General features: G+C 43.0%; 15 protein-coding genes and 1 pseudogene. 12 read left to right on the plus strand and 4 right to left on the minus strand.

What is annotated here, in order from left to right; translation table 11 throughout:
* Window positions 1-66: 66 nt before the first annotated feature.
* On the minus strand, window positions 67-936 hold the full coding sequence (locus tag HWQ37_RS18320; protein WP_292749416.1) for a CmcJ/NvfI family oxidoreductase: 870 nt from the start codon (window positions 934-936) through the stop codon (window positions 67-69).
* Between the two features lie 44 nt (window positions 937-980).
* Window positions 981-1,652: a glutathione S-transferase family protein gene (locus tag HWQ37_RS18325; RefSeq protein ID WP_292749417.1), complete on the minus strand. Its 672-nt coding sequence runs from the start codon at window positions 1,650-1,652 to the stop codon at window positions 981-983.
* A 367-nt stretch (window positions 1,653-2,019) separates the two neighbouring features.
* Between HWQ37_RS18325 and HWQ37_RS18330 the strand changes: the two genes are divergently transcribed.
* From HWQ37_RS18330 to HWQ37_RS18380, 11 genes are all read left to right on the plus strand, one after another.
* Window positions 2,020-2,769, plus strand: coding sequence for a maleate cis-trans isomerase family protein (locus tag HWQ37_RS18330; protein ID WP_292749419.1), 750 nt, complete (start codon window positions 2,020-2,022; stop codon window positions 2,767-2,769).
* Window positions 2,770-2,813: 44 nt separating this feature from the next.
* Window positions 2,814-3,140, plus strand: coding sequence for a class I SAM-dependent methyltransferase (locus tag HWQ37_RS18335; protein ID WP_292749421.1), 327 nt, complete (start codon window positions 2,814-2,816; stop codon window positions 3,138-3,140).
* Window positions 3,121-3,732: a class I SAM-dependent methyltransferase gene (locus tag HWQ37_RS18340; protein WP_292749424.1), complete on the plus strand. Its 612-nt coding sequence runs from the start codon at window positions 3,121-3,123 to the stop codon at window positions 3,730-3,732. Before HWQ37_RS18335 ends, HWQ37_RS18340 begins: the two co-directional genes overlap by 20 nt.
* Window positions 3,733-3,747: 15 nt before the next feature.
* Window positions 3,748-4,203 carry a GNAT family N-acetyltransferase gene (locus HWQ37_RS18345; protein ID WP_292749426.1) on the plus strand — a complete coding sequence of 152 codons (456 nt, stop codon included), beginning with the start codon at window positions 3,748-3,750 and terminating at the stop codon, window positions 4,201-4,203.
* Window positions 4,204-4,530: 327 nt separating this feature from the next.
* Window positions 4,531-5,634: a formylglycine-generating enzyme family protein gene (locus tag HWQ37_RS18350; RefSeq protein ID WP_292749428.1), complete on the plus strand. Its 1,104-nt coding sequence runs from the start codon at window positions 4,531-4,533 to the stop codon at window positions 5,632-5,634.
* Window positions 5,627-8,008: an arylsulfatase gene (locus HWQ37_RS18355; RefSeq protein WP_292749430.1), complete on the plus strand. Its 2,382-nt coding sequence runs from the start codon at window positions 5,627-5,629 to the stop codon at window positions 8,006-8,008. Before HWQ37_RS18350 ends, HWQ37_RS18355 begins: the two co-directional genes overlap by 8 nt.
* A 111-nt stretch (window positions 8,009-8,119) precedes the next feature.
* The gene (locus HWQ37_RS18360) at window positions 8,120-8,992 is read left to right on the plus strand and encodes a bile acid:sodium symporter family protein (protein WP_292749432.1); all 873 of its coding nucleotides are present in this window, start codon (window positions 8,120-8,122) and stop codon (window positions 8,990-8,992) included.
* A gap of 248 nt (window positions 8,993-9,240) precedes the next feature.
* Entirely contained in the window at window positions 9,241-9,543 is a 303-nt protein-coding gene (locus tag HWQ37_RS18365) for a hypothetical protein (protein WP_292749434.1), read from the plus strand.
* A gap of 103 nt (window positions 9,544-9,646) precedes the next feature.
* A complete protein-coding gene (locus tag HWQ37_RS18370; protein ID WP_292749436.1) occupies window positions 9,647-10,114 on the plus strand; it encodes a hypothetical protein in 468 nt (155 codons plus the stop codon).
* 163 nt (window positions 10,115-10,277) lie between these two features.
* Entirely contained in the window at window positions 10,278-13,298 is a 3,021-nt protein-coding gene (locus HWQ37_RS18375) for a UPF0182 family protein (protein ID WP_292749438.1), read from the plus strand.
* A gap of 170 nt (window positions 13,299-13,468) precedes the next feature.
* On the plus strand, window positions 13,469-14,167 hold the full coding sequence (locus HWQ37_RS18380; RefSeq protein WP_292749440.1) for a DUF305 domain-containing protein: 699 nt from the start codon (window positions 13,469-13,471) through the stop codon (window positions 14,165-14,167).
* Window positions 14,168-14,793: 626 nt separating this feature from the next.
* Here HWQ37_RS18380 and murG read toward each other — a convergent pair.
* Window positions 14,794-15,867 carry an undecaprenyldiphospho-muramoylpentapeptide beta-N-acetylglucosaminyltransferase gene (murG, locus tag HWQ37_RS18385; RefSeq protein WP_292749442.1) on the minus strand — a complete coding sequence of 358 codons (1,074 nt, stop codon included), beginning with the start codon at window positions 15,865-15,867 and terminating at the stop codon, window positions 14,794-14,796.
* Between the two features lie 84 nt (window positions 15,868-15,951).
* Here murG and HWQ37_RS18390 point away from each other — a divergent pair, with 84 nt between their 5' ends.
* A complete protein-coding gene (locus HWQ37_RS18390) occupies window positions 15,952-16,791 on the plus strand; it encodes a nuclear transport factor 2 family protein (protein WP_292749444.1) in 840 nt (279 codons plus the stop codon).
* 65 nt (window positions 16,792-16,856) lie between these two features.
* Here the strand turns inward: HWQ37_RS18390 and HWQ37_RS18395 are convergent.
* Window positions 16,857-17,084 (minus strand): annotated as a pseudogene (locus tag HWQ37_RS18395) (zinc ribbon domain-containing protein); the annotation flags it as partial.
* Window positions 17,085-17,138: the final 54 nt, after the last annotated feature.

A 17,138-nucleotide genomic window follows, 5' to 3' on the forward strand; every position in this document is an offset into this window, starting at 1 on the left:
GTGTCTCCAAGGGTTAATTAATTTGTTTCACGCACAGGGTAGGAGTTTGAGAGAGGTTTTTCCGATCTATGCGGGGTAAAAGACGAATGTTCGTAGTTCGATGCTTTCTCGTGGGGGAGCGTTGGCTGGGCTGGTGGGATCTTCAAAGGCTGTATGGGCAGCAAAACGGGCGTGTCCCTCTTCTGCGGAGTCGAAACACTTGATAAATAGGGCTTCGTCTCTGTGCATTTGCGGAAAGTAGAACCATTTATGTTTGGAGTTATACGTGACTCCATAAGTTTCACCAACGCGATCGCGGTACACTAAATCACCAGCTACAAGCTCTGTGGGTGCGATACTTTGTGCGTCACACACTGCTAAGGGTGACTCTTGAATTGGTGTTGCGATCGCTCGCCAAACATTGATGATGGCAAATCGTTGTTTTAGTAGCGCCTCAATATCATCATCTACACCCCGCGCTGCTAGTTCCAAACGGGCGCGAGTATAGCCTGATTTGGCGGTGAAGTCGTTGTGTACGCGCTTGGCAGGTTCCTTAATATTATTCTCACCTGGCTTGGAGTTACCAGCATTACGAAGGGTATGATCGAATATCACTACCTTCGTTGCACCTGTCACTTCTTTTAACAATTGCTCGGCTTCTGGATAGTAGACGCGGCGTACTTCGTCTTCATCGTAAAAGTTGCGGACATTAGTATTATGTCCAGTAAAGGCAAATCCTTCTCGATCTAACGAGATGTTCTCTGAGATAGAACGAGCATTGTAAATTGGCAGTTTATGCGTCTGATAAGTTGCATTCGTGCGCGGAATGCCGGCTGGCGGTTCGTAGGTATAGTTAACTGGTTTTTCTGCCGTTGGAACCAGGTAAGTGAGGTTAGCCTCTACTGATGGCAGTTCTGCGGAAACTGGTTTGTCTAGAACTTGGTTATTTAAGCTCATAGGTTATCCCATTTTGGATTTTGGTTAATTGTTGGTCATGTGTCCTATTTTTGGGCTGCACCAACGGGAAGAGGTTCACCGAGAATTTTGGCGAATCTTTCCAAATAGAAGTCTACAGGGTTGGCTACCGCTTGAATTGAGGAGCGATCGCTTAACCTGTTCCACCATGTCTGCAAACGAGGTGTTTCGGCTGGTAGTGTGAATTTGCGGAAGTGTTCTAAGAGTGGTAAACGTTCAAACCAAGGATAGAAGCTGATATCAACTAGGCTAAACCGATCTCCTAATAAGTAATCACCTTTGCCTAATCCTTCTTGTTCAATATATAGAAGTGCTTCTGTGAACTCTTTTCGTCCTTGTTCCTGTTCGGTGCTATCTTTACCGCGCAGAAATTTGTTAAAAGCTGGGACAAGGCGAGTATTGGCGTAGTCTATCCAGATGCGAGCGATCGCTTTAGCTGCGGGATCGCGGGGTAATAAAGGTGGTTCTGGAAAAACCTCATCTAGATATTCATTGATGATAGCGGACTCGTAAATTTCAACATCCCCATGTTTGATAGCCGGAACTTTACCATAGTGGGAAATCTGTGTGTACCCATCTGGTTTGTTCTGTAAGTCAATTTCTATCGGGGTGAAGTCAATGCCTTTTTCCAGTAAGACTACACGAGTCCGTTGAGAGAAGGTCGAGGCTTTGGCGAAGTACAGTTGTAGGTTGCTCATAAAAACTTTTCCTCGTAATTATCGTGACATGCAGACTATTTGAGATTGCACAACCCCAACTGAAGCAATAAGACAGAAGCGAGATGTGTTGATTAGTGCAGTTGAATAATTGACTGGCAGGTATCTACGTCAGTTAGATGGTATATTACAGTTTATCGGTCGATTTAGCGTATTTTAAATATTATACAGTCTTTATGAAAATATGCATACCTAATTATTCGTGTAACTAAATAAATATCTAGTAGTCTGTCCCATTAGTTACGAGGGGTGAATAAGTTCGTAGTAAGGACTTTAGTCCTGGATTTTTAAGCACTGAAGTGCTTACTACAAACTCATCATATTTAGGCTTGTCAAAAAGAGGTATTATATGTACTCGAAAGCTGACTCTAATAGGAACATCCGTCTTGGCTTGCTAGTACCCGCAGGTAACACGACGTTTGAGCCTGACTTTAGCTCTGCTTTTTCCAGTCAAGTCAGTATTCATAGCCATCGCGTCATTGCTCAACGCTCACACGCTTATGAGAGCGATGAATCAATGGATGACATCAACGAAGAAGCTGTTAAGGAAGTAGAAAAATTAGCAAGAGCCGGGGTACATTTTGGAGCATACGGCTTCACGACAGCAACATTTTACCGAGGGCGAGTTTTTGCCGAACAATTACAACAACGTTTGACACAGGTGCTAGGAGTGCCAGTTATTGTACCGGCTCTAGCTTTATTAGAAGCACTGACATACCTAAAAATTAGGAAAATTTCTGTAGTCACCCCTTACCCTGAATGGAACAACCAAAGCTTAAAAACGTTTTTGAGTGAAGCCCCTTTTGAAATAGTGGGGTTTAAAGGTGATGAACGCCCAAAAGAAGTAGCGAAAAAAAATTACCTTTGGCATCAGTTCCCCGATGAAGCCGCAGCTTTCATCAAAGAGGTATCTCACAAAGGTGCAGATGTTATTGTGTTGCCCTGTACGGCATGGAGAACATTTGAGGTGATTGAGGAATTAGAGGCAGATTTAAAGATTCCTGTAGTTACGGCAAATCAAGCCACAATATGGAGTTTGGCAAGGCGTGGTTCTATTGAATCGGCACTTCGTCCGAGAGGAAAACTGTTTGCTATTTAGTCATAGAGCTTTTCATAGATTAAATCTTAAAAGGAGGAAATTTCATGTCAGACAAGTCTAATTTACAAAACCTGCTTTCAGATGAGGTACTAGCTCATTATGAGCGTGGTTTAGAAGCTGAACGCTTATTAAAGCGTACAAATCCCATTGAACTAGTTCGCACCCAAGAGCTTCTTAGCCGCTACTTACCTCCTCCCCCCGCAGTGATTTTCGATGTTGGCGGCGGCTCAGGTATCTATGCTTGTTGGCTTGCCCAGCTAGGGTATCAAGTTCATCTGATTGATCCAGTTCCCTTGCACGTAGAACAAGCCCGTTCTGCTTCTCAACTTCAGCCAGATTATCCACTTGCAAGTGCAGAAGTCTCCTCCTAATTTGAACCTGATTCACGGTGATGCTTCACAATTACCTTTTTCAGACAACAGTTTTGATGTTGTATTGACTGTTCACATGATCCATACTGTCTCTGATTGGAGAGTATTTTTAGACAACATTGATCGAGTACTGAACTATAGAGGCTTTTATCTCAATTGTCAGTGGATTACCCCACCAGCTAGAAGAGAATTTGAAGGATATTTTCGAGATATCCTATCTAAGTATGAAGGAACAAAGCAAGAATCCCAAAGTATTGATACAGTAATACACAAGATAGATGTAGAAGCATATTTACAGCCAAAAAGTATTGATACAGTAATACACAAGATAGATGTAGAAGCATATTTACAACAAAAAGGTTACGTATCAAATTACTTCGTAGCTAAGGAATGGAGAGTTAGCAATACAGTTGAAGAGTTACTAAGTTTTTTCAAAGCACGAGCATACGGTTTATGTTGGCGAGTATCAGATGAGATATTTCATCAAGTAATAAATGAATTTGAAGAATTTTGTATCAATCATTATGGCTCTTTAAAAACTAATCTATCCTCTGAGGCTAAATTTGAAATATGGGTTTACAAAATAATTTAAAATCTCACATAAATTATGAATATTTCAATACGCAGCGTTCAGCAAGATGAATTATCAGCACTGCTAGACTTGTACAAACATCTGAACCCAACTGATGCTCCCTTACCTGACGCATCAACTCTTGAGAAAATATGGAACGAAATATTGAGCGATCGCAAGATTAATTGCTTTGTAGCAGACTGGGAGGGAAACTTAATTGCTTCTTGTATTTTGGTGATTGTCCCTAATCTGACGCGAGGCGCTCGTCCCTATGGACTAATTGAGAATGTAATTACTCATCCCGATTATCGTCGCCAAGGTGTAGGAAAGTGCCTGATACATCATGCTTTACAATTTGCATGGAGTCATAATTGTTACAAAGTAATGCTCCTAAGTGGAAGTCAAACAAAGGAAGTACTCCAGTTTTACGAAAAAACTGGGTTTAAGAAGGGTATCAAAACTGGTTTTGTGGCTATACCAATATCTCGCTGAGGTGGTGTTAAGCTTTTTCGCAGCTAAATATATATAGTACTTGACTTATGTTTTCACAAGATGTAATTTATCAATATTAGACAATACATCGGCAAATCAATAGACTTTTCGTATTTTATTAAAAATAAATATCTTTATTGTAAATTAGCCTAATTTTAGAGTTAATGGTTTCTTCATGGTATCAAATATTAAATTCTTCTTAAAATTGATTGATATAAATACAGATTGCTCGGCAAACAATAGATTAGCGAAAAGTAGGAAGAAAAGGGAGATTGTTCATCTAAAATGCAAAACAAGATAAGTTTTAAGCAAAGTTGAATATTATTGATGAACTACAGGTATTCAATTAGAAATAGCAAAATTGAGAATATTAGAGATGGAAAAAAACCTTACTTTCTTACACTAATATTCATTCACGGAATAGCGATCGCACTCTTATTCATCAATACAACCGCATTAGCAGCCACAGTCAATCCCTGTCCCCAAGGTATGGCGATGATTTCAGGAGGAACCTTCAAAATGGGGTCTGATAATTCCAGTTTTGTAGAGGAGCGATCGCCTGGAGATGTAACGGTGACTAACTTCTGTATTGATAAATATGAGGTAACTAATGCACAGTTTGGTGAATTTGTCAAAGCTACAGGATATGTGACAGTTGCAGAGCGTCCCTTATCTCAAGAACAGTTTCCCAATTTACCCGATGAGCAGCGATTACCGGGTTCCTTAGTGTTTGAGATGGCAAAACCGGGTGTTAAGCAAATTTCCTTTCTGAGTTGGTGGCATTGGACTATTGGTGCGAATTGGCAACATCCCTTTGGGCTAGACAGTGCTATCACTAACAAATCCAACTATCCAGTTGTTCACATAGCTTACGAAGATGCCCTAGCCTACGCCAAATGGTCAGGAAAATCCCTACCCACGGAAGCTCAATGGGAATACGCCGCCCGTGGTGGCTTGGATGGTGCAACATACACTTGGGGCGATCAATATTCTGAACATAGAGCCAACACTTGGCAAGGAATTTTTCCCTTTTTCAACACCAAAGCTGATGGTCACTTGGGCATTGCTCCCGTTGGTTCTTTTGCACCCAATGGTTATGGACTCTATGACATGACCGGCAATGTGTGGGAATGGACTACTGATTTCTTTCAAGTCGGACGCGATGCCTACGGCGGGCTACGCCTACGCAAATCCCATCAAATTAATCCTACTGCCTTCAATCAAAGCTTTGATCCCAAAAAGCCCGATGAATCACAACTACACGTAATCAAGGGGGGATCGTATCTCTGCGCTCCCAATTACTGTAGCCGCTTCCGTCCGGCGGCGCGGGAGTCAGAATCACCCGATACGGGAACTACTCATATCGGGTTTCGGCTAGTTAAAAATTTGGCTTCCAGCACACTACCTATAAATCCAAAATTGTATGACTGATCCTCACAAGAGAGATTCTTTGTATACATCTCTCAAGTTAACTTCTGGCGCGATCGCCTTTTTGACAGCCCTAACGCTAATATTTTCTAGTCTCTTACCTCTACCTGCTTGGGCGGACTACGGCGACAAATTGCCATTACCCCAACCATCTTTTAAAGGCAAAATTGGCCTGACTTACAAAGAATCCGAACCAGACTTCCCCAAACCAATTAAGGCTCCAGAAAATGCACCAAACATCTTGCTGGTGTTGCTTGATGATGTCGGTTTTGGACAAACCAGCACCTTTGGCGGTCTAATCGATACGCCTAATTTAGACCATCTAGCAGAAAGGGGATTGCGTTATAACCAATTCCACACCACAGCACTCTGCTCTCCTACTAGAGCCGCATTGCTCACAGGACGCAATCATCATTCTGTGAGTACGGGTGTGGTTACGGAGTTAGCCACAGGCTACCCAGGTTATACCGCGATTTTACCTAGAAGTGCAGCAACGATCGCCGAAGTATTGCGAGACTATGGATATAACACGGCGGCCTTTGGCAAATGGCACAATACCCCAGACTATGAAACCAGTGCGGCTGGCCCATTCGATCGCTGGCCGACAAGTTTAGGTTTTGAATACTTCTATGGATTTCTGGGCGGTGATACCAATCAATGGAGTCCAGCCTTGGTGGAAAATACCCAACATATTCAGAAACCAAATCGCCCTGATTATCACCTCACCCCCGATCTAGCAGACCATGCGATTAAGTGGATTCGTACCCAACAAGCGATCGCTTCTGATAAACCCTTCTTTACCTACTTTGCCACTGGCGCAACCCATGCCCCACACCATGCGCCCAAAGAATGGATCGACAAGTACAAGGGTAAATTTGATCGAGGCTGGGATAAATTACGCGAAGATATCTTTGCTCGTCAGCTAGCCCTTGGTGTAATTCCCGCCGATACTAAGCTGACTCCTCGCCCGGCAGAACTCCCGGCTTGGGATTCCCTCACTCCCACCGAGCAGAAAGTTTATGCGCGTCAGGCGGAAGTATTTGCAGGTTTCCTCAGCCATACTGATGCACAAATTGGTAGAGTTATTGACGCGATCGATCAACTAGGCGAATTAGATAACACCTTAGTCTTTTTCATCGCCGGGGATAATGGTGCAAGTGCTGAGGGCGGCTTAACAGGTAGTGTTAATGAATTAAAAGTCTTTAATGGCGTAGCAGAAAGTCCTCAAGAAGTTCTCGCGGCTTTAGATGATTTAGGTGGGCCAAAGACCTTCAATCATTTTCATGCAGCTTGGGCTTGGGCAGTGGATAGCCCCTTCCAATGGACAAAACAAATTGCTTCTCACTTCGGCGGAACCCGCAATGGTTTAGTTGTGGCTTGGGGCGAACGCATCAAAAATCGTGGTGGACTGCGGAGCCAATTCCATCATGTAATTGATATTGCGCCGACAATTTTAGAAGCTGTGGGGATTGAAGAACCAGAGGTAGTCAACGGTGTAAAACAACAACCCATCGAAGGTACTAGCCTTGTCTATAGCTTTGACGATCCGGCTGCACCTTCTCACCACAAAACCCAGTATTTTGAGATGTTTGGCAATCGTGGCATTTACGATCAAGGTTGGGTAGCAGCCGCTCGTCATGGACGCTTACCTTGGGAGCGTGTTTCAAAAACTACTTTCGATGAAGATAATTGGGAACTATACGATATTACCAAAGACTTCAGTGAAGCCAACGATTTAGCCAAGCAGAACCCTAACAAGTTAGAGCAACTACAAAATCTATTTCTGAAGGAAGCAAAGAAATATAAAGTTCTGCCCTTGGACGATCGCTTACTTCAACGGTTTGATGTCAAAACCCGTTCCAGCCTAACCACCGGACGCAATAGTTTTACTTATTACACATCTGTTGCAGGGATTCCCGAAGGCAGCGCTCCCAATATTAAGAATCGCTCCTTTAGCATCACTGCTGATGTGGACGTTGCTTCATCTGGTACTGAAGGCGTTTTAGTTACCCAAGGCGGACGTTTTGCGGGTTGGAGTTTTTTCTTGAAAGAAGGTAAACCCAGCTTTGCTTACAACTTCCTGAATAGCAGTGGCACAATCATTCAATCTTCCCAACCAATTGCGATCGGCAAATCCCAAATCAAATTTGACTTTACTTATGATGGTGGCGCTCCGGGATCTGGTGGTACTGGTAAGCTCTTGATTAACGATCAACAGGTTGCCGAAGGCCGCATTGATAAAACCGTAGGCTACCGATTTGGTTTAGATGAAACCTTTGATGTTGGTCAAGATACTGGCACACCTGCGGTAGATACTTACCAAACACCCTTTGCATTCACCGGCAACTTACAACAAGTCACCCTGGAATTGAAATAATAGGCATTGGGCATGGAGAAGAGACAAGGTAGACAAGGAAGAGGGGGAGACAAGGGAGAGACTTGTCCCCCTTGTCCCCTGCCCCTCCGCCCCTCTACGTGAAAAAAAATCATGAACGAAATCTTGTCAATAATCGACAAACTCGCACTTTTCACATTTATCGTGTTCACCATGCTGGGTGCAGGGTTAAGTCTCACCGTACAACAGATTTGGGAACCACTCCGCAACCCCCGCTTAGTTATCTCATCTCTGCTGACAAATTTTGTCCTAGTGCCGCTTTTTGTATATTTACTATTGCAAGTAGTACATTTAAGCGAACCACTCAGAGATGGCTTACTGATTATGGCAGTAGCATCATGGCCTCCAGCACTACCTAAACTTGCCCACATAGTCAAAGGCAATATAGCTTTCTCAGTGGGATTAATGATGTTGCTAATGCTGGGGACAATTTTTTATATGCCGATCGCACTACCATTAGTTGTAGAAGGTGTAGAAATTAACTCCTGGGATATTGCCAAACCCTTATTGTTAATGATGGTCAGCCCATTGATCATTGGGTTATTCATCAAAGCAAAATTGAGTGCGATCGCCCCCATTATCCAGCCGATTTTGTTCAAATTATCTAATGCTGGATTGCTTGTAGGTCTGGTTGTCAGGCTGATAGTTCACACTAACGATATCATTAGCTTATTACAAACAGGTGCAATTTTAGTTTGTGCCGTTTTCATAGTCTTCTCCTTTACCGTGGGTTATCTTTTGGGCGGCCCTGGTATCGATACTCAACGAGTGCTAGGAGTCGGAACAGCTCAACGTAATTTTGCCGCCGCATTATTAGTAGCTACAAGTAATTTTGAAGATCCCAGCGTGGTGAGCATCATCATGGTGACGAGTCTTTTAATGATGATTGTAGTTCTGATCGCTGGGCCAAAGTTCATAGAACTAGACCAAGGAACGGGTGTAGAGATAGAGCAGGTAAAAACTTGAGACTCAATAGAAACTTTATTAACAAGTAGCACGTTTGTACTAACTGAAATCCCGATTAACAGTTTCTGGCGATCGCAAAACCTCTTCTCTACAACGGGCTAGATTAACGAGTTACCCTTGCGCCTGAATACCCTTCTCAAATACCCGATAACTGATACACTATATAGTAAGGGGTATCTGAAGTGTCATACTTAGTAATATCACCAGATAGTCTTTGCATAATTAACACGTTTTGACGTGTATAAACCATGAAAAATACTTCAGATTTAATTCCAGAATTTGAAAAACTATTCAGACAAAAATTGCAACTAAATAATTGTAAACTTAGAAAAAAAAGACAAGAGAATAATTATGAAATTATTACTCCAGCTAAAGACATTTTTTTGATGTATTGGTCTGAATTTCCAGAAGTTAACTTAATATATCAAGCTGTAGGGGTACGCACTCAGCAAACTGGAGTTTATGAGCGAGCTATTCGTTCCCACATTAGTTTTTGTGTGAATAGCATCCAAGAAAATCCTGCCCCTGAATCGACATTATTAGTGAAATAGCTAATGCTCAGGTAACACAGACAAAAGTTACTAAGCTCTCGCCAGTTTTTATCATATAACTGACGAGAGTTATCGCCAAAAATCTGTTGATCGAGAGAAAAAAATGCAATCCGAAAAAAATCAAGATCAGCTAGATTATAAAACCTTGTTAGCCAGTGCAAAGCAAGCCTTAAAAGCTGAATATCAAAAATCAGCCGCTTTAGCATCACAACTGAAAGCCATCAAAACCCAGTTAGAGCAAGTTCAGGCTGAAAACAAAACTCTGAGAGAAAGTGCTTATGAAGATGTAGTGAAGCACTTTGAGGCGCGGACTCAAGCAGCAGAAGCACTGGCATTAAAAACAGAAGTACGCCAAAAATTCCTTGAAGCCAATGGTTGTAAGGATGATGAGAGCTTCGATACTCTCTGGGATAGCATTAAAAATAAGATTCAGATCCAAGAGAGTGAAGTGAGAATCGTTGCTAAAAATGGTACTCCTCAGTTCACTTTAACAGGCAGCATGATGACTTTGAGAGATTTTATCCAATCCCTAAAAAAAGATCCAATCTCTGGTAAATTTTTCTTGAATTAGAAAGCCAAATTAATTAAAGCCTATCGCTAGAAGTCAGGGTAAGAGCATCTGAATTAGGGAGCATCCCAAATTTTTATTAATACTTCTTTCCTTCTGCCCTCTGCCTTTCTTTGTAACTAAAGTATAAGGAGAGACGAACTGCTACCACTTAAATTACATCTCAATGTATTGGAAATGGGGCTTTAGACTATTAATTCTATGCTTTGGGCTGTGGCTACTCCTGGATTTGGGTTCCCGTCTGGGAGCAGAGATTTTTTGGTTTCAGGAAGTTGGCTATCTCCAAGTATTTATGTTGAGGGTAGTAACTCGCGGTATTTTGTGGTTAGTGGTGGCTGGGATAACTGCTGCCTATCTACTAATAAACCTGGCTTTAGCGCAACGGCTAAAATATCCCCAATCTCTGAAGATTGAATCAACAGAACTCAACAGTAAATTAACAAATTTTCTCAGTCCTAATTATCCAAGACGCAGCGAAACCCAGATACCTGCACCGCAAGGCTTGCAAACATTAAGATTGCGTTGGTTATTACCCCTAACTCTACTACTGAGCTTGTTGATTGGGTTAATGCTGGCTCACTATGGTAAAATTGCTCTTTTCTACTGGCATTCTCCAGTTAATCAGGGTATTTTACCGATTCCTGCCCTATTTCGACTGGAGACAATCTGGCAACTTTTGAGACAGATTGTCTCTCAAGTTTGGTATCTCGGTTTAATTGTGGGAATAGCGATCGCAATCCTAATTTATCACCAATTTTTACTAACTGCGATCGCAATTTTGTTCAGTCCCATTTTTGCATTCATCCTCTTCCGACACTGGCCAAAGGTGCTGCAATATTTCCACCCGACACTTTTCAACAGCACCGAGCCTTTATTTGGTCGAGATATCAGCTTTTACGTATTTTCCTTACCCTGTTGGGAACTGCTAGAACTCTGGCTGATGGGATTATGTTTATATGGCTTCGTCGCCGTTACTCTCACTTATCTCCTATCAGGGGACAGTTTGAGTCAGGGAATTTTCCCTGGTTTTTCGCCCCAACAGCAGCGTCATTTATCCGGGATGGGTGGCTTATTGATGCTGGTAGTGGCTCTGAGTTATTGGCAAAGTCGCTATGAACTCGTGTATTCTAGCCGGGGAGTCAGTTATGGTGCTAGCTATACCGATGTCACCGCCCAGTTGCCAGCTTACACCGTTTTGTGCATCCTGGCAGTAGCGATCGCCTTTTACCTACTTTGGCGAACGTTTTTCTGGAAACCAAAATCTCGGTATCGTCCCTTAGTATTTTATGGGTTAGGGGTTTATCTAATATTAGTTGCAGCTGCTGACGTTGTTCTACCGACTGTAGTGCAATATTTAATTGTTCAACCTAACGAGTTACAACGAGAGCAACCCTACATTCAGCGTACCATCGCCTTGACTCGCCAAGCATTCGATTTAGAGGCGATCGATGCTAGAACCTTCAACCCACAAGGAACATTGACTGAAGCTGATATTCAAAAGAATGCCTTGACAATTCGGAATATTCGCCTTTGGGATGAGCGACCACTCTTAGAAACTAACCGTCAATTGCAACAAATTCGACCCTATTATCGGTTTCCCGATGCCGATATCGATCGATATACCCTCAAAACCGATGAAACTTCCCGCCGACCATTTGCCCCGCCAAAGCCACCAAAACCTCAAGTTGAATCAACAGAAGGGCGACAAGTACTGATTGCGGCACGAGAATTAGACTACAGTGCCGTACCACAAGAAGCTCAAACATGGGTTAATCGCCATTTAATTTATACCCACGGTTTCGGGTTTACAGTTAGTCCAGTTAATACAGTTGGGGCGGGTGGGCTACCAGAATATTTTGTTAAAGATATTAGCGGTAATAGTAGCGCTCTCACAACCTCTAATGAAGCCGTTCGTGACAGTATTCCCATTGGGCAACCCCGAATTTATTACGGTGAAATTACTAATACTTATGTGATGACTGGCACAAAAGTCAGAGAGCTAGACTACCCTAGCGGTAGTGACAATGTTTACAACTCTTACGATGGATTGGGTGGCGTTGAAATCGGTTCAGCATGGCGACGGTGGCTATTTGCCATGTATTTGAAAGATTGGCAAATGCTGCTAACGCGGGACTTTTTGCCAGATACAAAAGTGCTACTTCGACGAAATGTCAAGGAAAGAATTCAAGCGATCGCACCTTTCCTGAAATTTGACAGCGACCCCTATTTAGTCGCTGCTGCTGCTAATCAAGACTTCCCAAGTAATCCCAGTTATCTTTATTGGATTGTTGATGCCTACACAACGAGCGATCGCTATCCCTACTCAGACACAGGTAGCGATGGCATCAACTACATTCGCAATTCGATCAAAGTAGTGATTGATGCTTATCACGGCACTGTTAACTTTTATATTAGCGATCGCAACGATCCGATCATTACTACTTGGTCAGCGATATTTCCCAATATGTTCAAACCGCTTAGTACAATGGCAGTCAATCTCCGCAGTCATACCCGGTATCCGGTGGACTTTTTCAAAATTCAATCTGAGCGGTTGATGACCTACCACATGACCGACCCCCAAGTATTTTATAATCGGGAAGACCAGTGGCAGATTCCCAACGAAATCTATGATAGTAAACCCCGTCCGGTAGAGCCATACTATTTGATTACGAGTTTACCCACCGTCTCTTTTATTGGCGATCGCATCTCTGATAGAGTTGCCTCTCGTAGAGAAGAATTTATCCTACTTCTACCCTATACTCCCAAACAACGGACTAATTTAATTGCTTGGTTAGCGGCGCGATCGGATGGCAAAAACTACGGTAGGCTAGTACTATATGTCTTTCCTAAAGAACGCCTGATTTACGGCACAGAGCAAATTGAGGCGCGGATTAACCAAGACCCAGTAATTTCTCAGCAAATTTCCTTATGGAATCGCCAAGGTTCGAGAGCCATTCAAGGCAATTTACTAGTAATTCCCATTGAGCAATCGCTGCTGTATGTCGAGCCAATCTATCTAGAAGCCACACAGAATAGTCTACCAACCTTAGTACGGGTAGTGGTAGCTTACGAAAACCGGATTGTGATGGCACAAACCTTAGAACAAGCATTGCAAGGAATCTTTAAACCAGAAGTGACACCAGCCCCGGCGATTATCCGTCCCTTTGAAGAAGCCGCGCCAGGTTAAGTAGGTCGTCAGGCAGGGGGAAAGAGAGTTGAGCCTTGTTTATTTTTCTTTACACAGTTTGGTTTTATCGAACAGAATTCAGGAGTCAGGAGTCAGAATTCAGTTAGATTTCATCCTCATTTCATCAGTTCATTAGATCATTAGAATTAGAAGACTGTTAGGTGAGACTTATGCAACTGCTATCTTTAAGGAATGGCTTTTTGGCGTTAACCTTTAGTGCGATCGCTTCAGCCGGTGGGTTAATGACAGGCTGTGCTGGTACTGCTTCCCAGAATCAAAGCCAAACACCAGAAGCAACCGCCACCAATGCTAACGACAAGCAGATGATGAACCACGGTGGTGGCATGATGAATCACAGCATGGGAATGGATTTAGGCCCAGCCGATGCTAATTTTGATTTACGATTTATCGATGCTATGATACCGCACCATCAAGGCGCTGTGGAAATGGCGAAAGAAGCGCAGCAGAAATCAAAACGTCCTGAAATCAAAAAGTTAGCAGATAATATCATCAAATCGCAAAACCAAGAAATCACTCAGATGAAGCAGTGGCGACAAGCTTGGTATCCCAAGGCGGGAAATAAACCAATGGCTTACAATAGCCAAATGGGTCACATGATGGAGATGTCATCTGACCAAATGAAAACTATGATGATGAGTCAGAATTTAGGTGCGGCTGATGCTGAGTTTGATTTGCGCTTTATCAATGCGATGATTCCTCACCACGAAGGGGCTGTAACAATGGGGCAAGATGCCTTAAGTAAGTCTAAGCGCCCTGAAATCAAGAAATTAGCCCAAGAAATTGTTAAAGCCCAAGAGATAGAGATTAAACAAATGCAACAGTGGCGAAAAGCTTGGTACAACAAGTGATATAGGAATCATATTTGATTTATGAAAAAATCTCAGTGTGATAAAAAATACATACTTTCCTTTTTAGGGACTTCCAAGAAATAAATTATCCAATATTGTGGGGTGGGCATCTTGCCATAGGTGTCAATAGAGCGTTGATGCTCGTTTTCAGTCCACCCCACAAGAATTAATTGGATATTTTTTTATTTGGAAGTCCCTTAGCGCCGCGTCTCTCAAGAGCGTAATTACGAATTACGTTAGCGTAGCGGTAGCGAGTCTTCTCCCAAGGGGAGACGCTAAGAGCGAACGAGCGTCATTACGAATTACGAATTATGTTAAGTGCATTTGGCAATTTGGCATCCAAAGTTTTTCTGTTGCAGTTTTAATTGAGATATCAACAGGGTTACAGGGAGATTGAGAAAATTCTACAAGGGATTAATTCCCGTCTCAAAATCCCACCCAATGGCCAGTTGTTGACGCTTACGCTCTCCGAACCACTTTCAGGTGGATACAGTGCAAGCGTCACCGCTTCAACACAACTGGCTAGAAATCAAACAGAAAAGACATAGTATCGCAAAGTGCTGTTAGCGGTAGCAGGGCATTGAGCCAGTGCTGAGTTATGTTCAATGCGTGAATTATTGAATTGTTTAAGTTTCTATCACCTCACGCACTAACTGCGCCAACTTTTCGGCACTATCAGGAACTGCGATCGCATAAGCATTTTCTCCCATCTTTGCTAACTCTTGGGGTGACTGCAACAAATTCAACACATTATTTTGCAATGCTTCAATTGTCAACTCAGATTGCTTTAACGTTAACGCTGCACCCGATGAAGTAAATACGTCTGCATTGTAAGATTGATGGTCTTCTGCGGCAAAGGGGTAAGGAATCAAAATCGCTGGCGTTCCACACACCGCCAATTCTGTTAAGCTACCTGCGCCAGAACGACTAATAGCAAGAGTTGCTCGGTGCAACAACGGGGCCATATTGTTGTAAAAAGGTAAGGCTATGTATTGTGGATGTTTGAGACTATCTGCTTCTGGATCGCGATCGCCAGTTAAATGTACTACATAAATACCAGCATCAAACCAAGCCTTTGCAGATTCGCGCACCAATTTATTAATCGCAACTGCACCTTGACTACCGCCAAAGACGACAATCAAGGGAACACCATCAGGAATCGCTAAATCTAGTGGTGCATTAATTGCCCCATCCAGAAATTGCTCTCTTACGGGAGTACCAACATAGACATTTTTGGCACGCGGTAAATACTTGGCAGCTACTTCAAATCCCAAAGCTACCGCATTACACCAAGGGCCAAAAAAGCGAGTTACTTTACCAGGTAAGGCATTAGATTCGTGGAAAACCACGGGTAAACCGAGAGAACGCGCCGCAATGACGGCAGGGCCTGCAATGTAACCGCCTGTGGTAAACACACCTTGAAAATTTCCCTGTTTAAGAATTCGTCTGACTTCTAGAATCGAAAGGGCGAGTTTACCCAAAATGCGAATCGAAGAAAGTCCAAACCCTTGCTGAAACCCTTCAACTGCAATAGTATTCAAGGGATACTGTTTGGGGACAAGTTGAGTTTCTAGCCGATCGGGTACTCCCAGCCATTCTATTTGATAATCTGGAAGTTTTTGTGCCAGCGCGATCGCTGGAAACAAATGTCCACCAGTCCCACTGGCAGCTATTAATAATCGTATCGGTGCGTTTGCCATCAAACCTCTACCGTTTAGCGTCTAGCTTAACTAACATAAAACAATTTGCTTACTTTCTCTAATCAAATCAGTAAACTCTTACCAATGACTAACATTATTACCGCCTTAGTGAAACGACAACTCAAATTTCCAGCAAATATCTGGCTGGTTTTCTTCCTGCTGACTATTGGTTTAACAACTGGTTGGCAACGTACTGAGGCGACGACACCACAGCAATTATCCCAAGCCACGACACCCCAAAATGTACCAGCCGATTTAAAAAACCTCTTAACACAAGTTGATAGCGCCGCCAGCCGAGGCGATGTCAAAGGGGTGTTGCAATTCTACAGTCCCAATTTCACTCATGGGGATGGATTAAACCTGCAAACCCTGGAAAAGTCTTTGACTTCACTTTGGCAACGATATCCGAAATTGCAATACAGTACGAAACTGCTATCTTCCAAACCTGAAGCCAATGGAATTATTGCTGAAACAGAAACGAAAATAACTGGCTTACCCTCCAGTAACGGTAATAAGTTGGCTCTCAATGCCACAATTAAATCGCGTCAGCGCATTGAAGGCGGAAAAATAGTCCGCCAAGACATTTTGGCAGAACGCACCTTACTTACCTCTGGCAGCAACCCGCCCCAAATTGATATTAAATTACCACAGCAAGTGCGAGTCGGTCAGAAGTATAGTTTCGATGCGATCGTTCAACAGCCTCTTGGTGATGATTTTTTACTAGGAACGGCGCTAGAAGAATCTATCCAACCAGATAAATTTCTTAACCCTACACCCGTGGATTTGGAATTACTGACATCTGGCGGACTGTTTAAAACCGGACAAGCACCATCTACCCCTGGTAGCCAATGGATTTCTGCTGTCATCCTGCGAGGAAATGGGATGACGATGATAACTCAGCGCTTGCAAGTGGTGAAGAAGTAGTTAGGAGTTAGTGCGCTACGCTACCGCTAGCGTACTAAAAATCTGGATGGTGCGTTACCTGTGAACTACTCAGACTTGCCTTCGGCTGAAGTCTGAGCTTCTGTAATCATCGGGGAGTGCCTAAACTTAGACTTTTGCCCAAGATTAGGACTTACCTCCCCTCCTACAGCAGAGACGGCTGAACCCTCCGCCTTTATGATTCTGATACCTTCGGCTCTAATATTCGCGGATGCGTTCCCATCACGATCATGTTGAGTAACACAATGAGGACAAGTCCATTCACGGACATCTAATCAGTAAACCAAAAAGTTTTTCCCCAAAGAGCGATCGCTAAAATACTGATAGCT

Source organism: Nostoc sp. NMS4, from assembly GCF_017115095.1.
Lineage (GTDB): Bacteria > Cyanobacteriota > Cyanobacteriia > Cyanobacteriales > Nostocaceae > Nostoc.

Bases quoted from the DNA above. Each gene is read 5' to 3' on its own strand.
- murG (WP_292749442.1), bottom strand. From the start codon at position 15,867: ATGGCAAACGCACCGATACGATTATTAATAGCTGCCAGTGGGACTGGT.
- HWQ37_RS18355 (WP_292749430.1), top strand. From the start codon at position 5,627: ATGACTGATCCTCACAAGAGAGATTCTTTGTATACATCTCTCAAGTTA.
- HWQ37_RS18380 (WP_292749440.1), top strand. From the start codon at position 13,469: ATGCAACTGCTATCTTTAAGGAATGGCTTTTTGGCGTTAACCTTTAGT.
- HWQ37_RS18360 (WP_292749432.1), top strand. From the start codon at position 8,120: ATGAACGAAATCTTGTCAATAATCGACAAACTCGCACTTTTCACATTT.
- HWQ37_RS18325 (WP_292749417.1), bottom strand. From the start codon at position 1,652: ATGAGCAACCTACAACTGTACTTCGCCAAAGCCTCGACCTTCTCTCAA.
- HWQ37_RS18365 (WP_292749434.1), top strand. From the start codon at position 9,241: ATGAAAAATACTTCAGATTTAATTCCAGAATTTGAAAAACTATTCAGA.
- HWQ37_RS18390 (WP_292749444.1), top strand. From the start codon at position 15,952: ATGACTAACATTATTACCGCCTTAGTGAAACGACAACTCAAATTTCCA.
- HWQ37_RS18370 (WP_292749436.1), top strand. From the start codon at position 9,647: ATGCAATCCGAAAAAAATCAAGATCAGCTAGATTATAAAACCTTGTTA.
- HWQ37_RS18330 (WP_292749419.1), top strand. From the start codon at position 2,020: ATGTACTCGAAAGCTGACTCTAATAGGAACATCCGTCTTGGCTTGCTA.
- HWQ37_RS18350 (WP_292749428.1), top strand. From the start codon at position 4,531: ATGAACTACAGGTATTCAATTAGAAATAGCAAAATTGAGAATATTAGA.
- HWQ37_RS18375 (WP_292749438.1), top strand. From the start codon at position 10,278: ATGTATTGGAAATGGGGCTTTAGACTATTAATTCTATGCTTTGGGCTG.
- HWQ37_RS18335 (WP_292749421.1), top strand. From the start codon at position 2,814: ATGTCAGACAAGTCTAATTTACAAAACCTGCTTTCAGATGAGGTACTA.
- HWQ37_RS18320 (WP_292749416.1), bottom strand. From the start codon at position 936: ATGAGCTTAAATAACCAAGTTCTAGACAAACCAGTTTCCGCAGAACTG.
- HWQ37_RS18345 (WP_292749426.1), top strand. From the start codon at position 3,748: ATGAATATTTCAATACGCAGCGTTCAGCAAGATGAATTATCAGCACTG.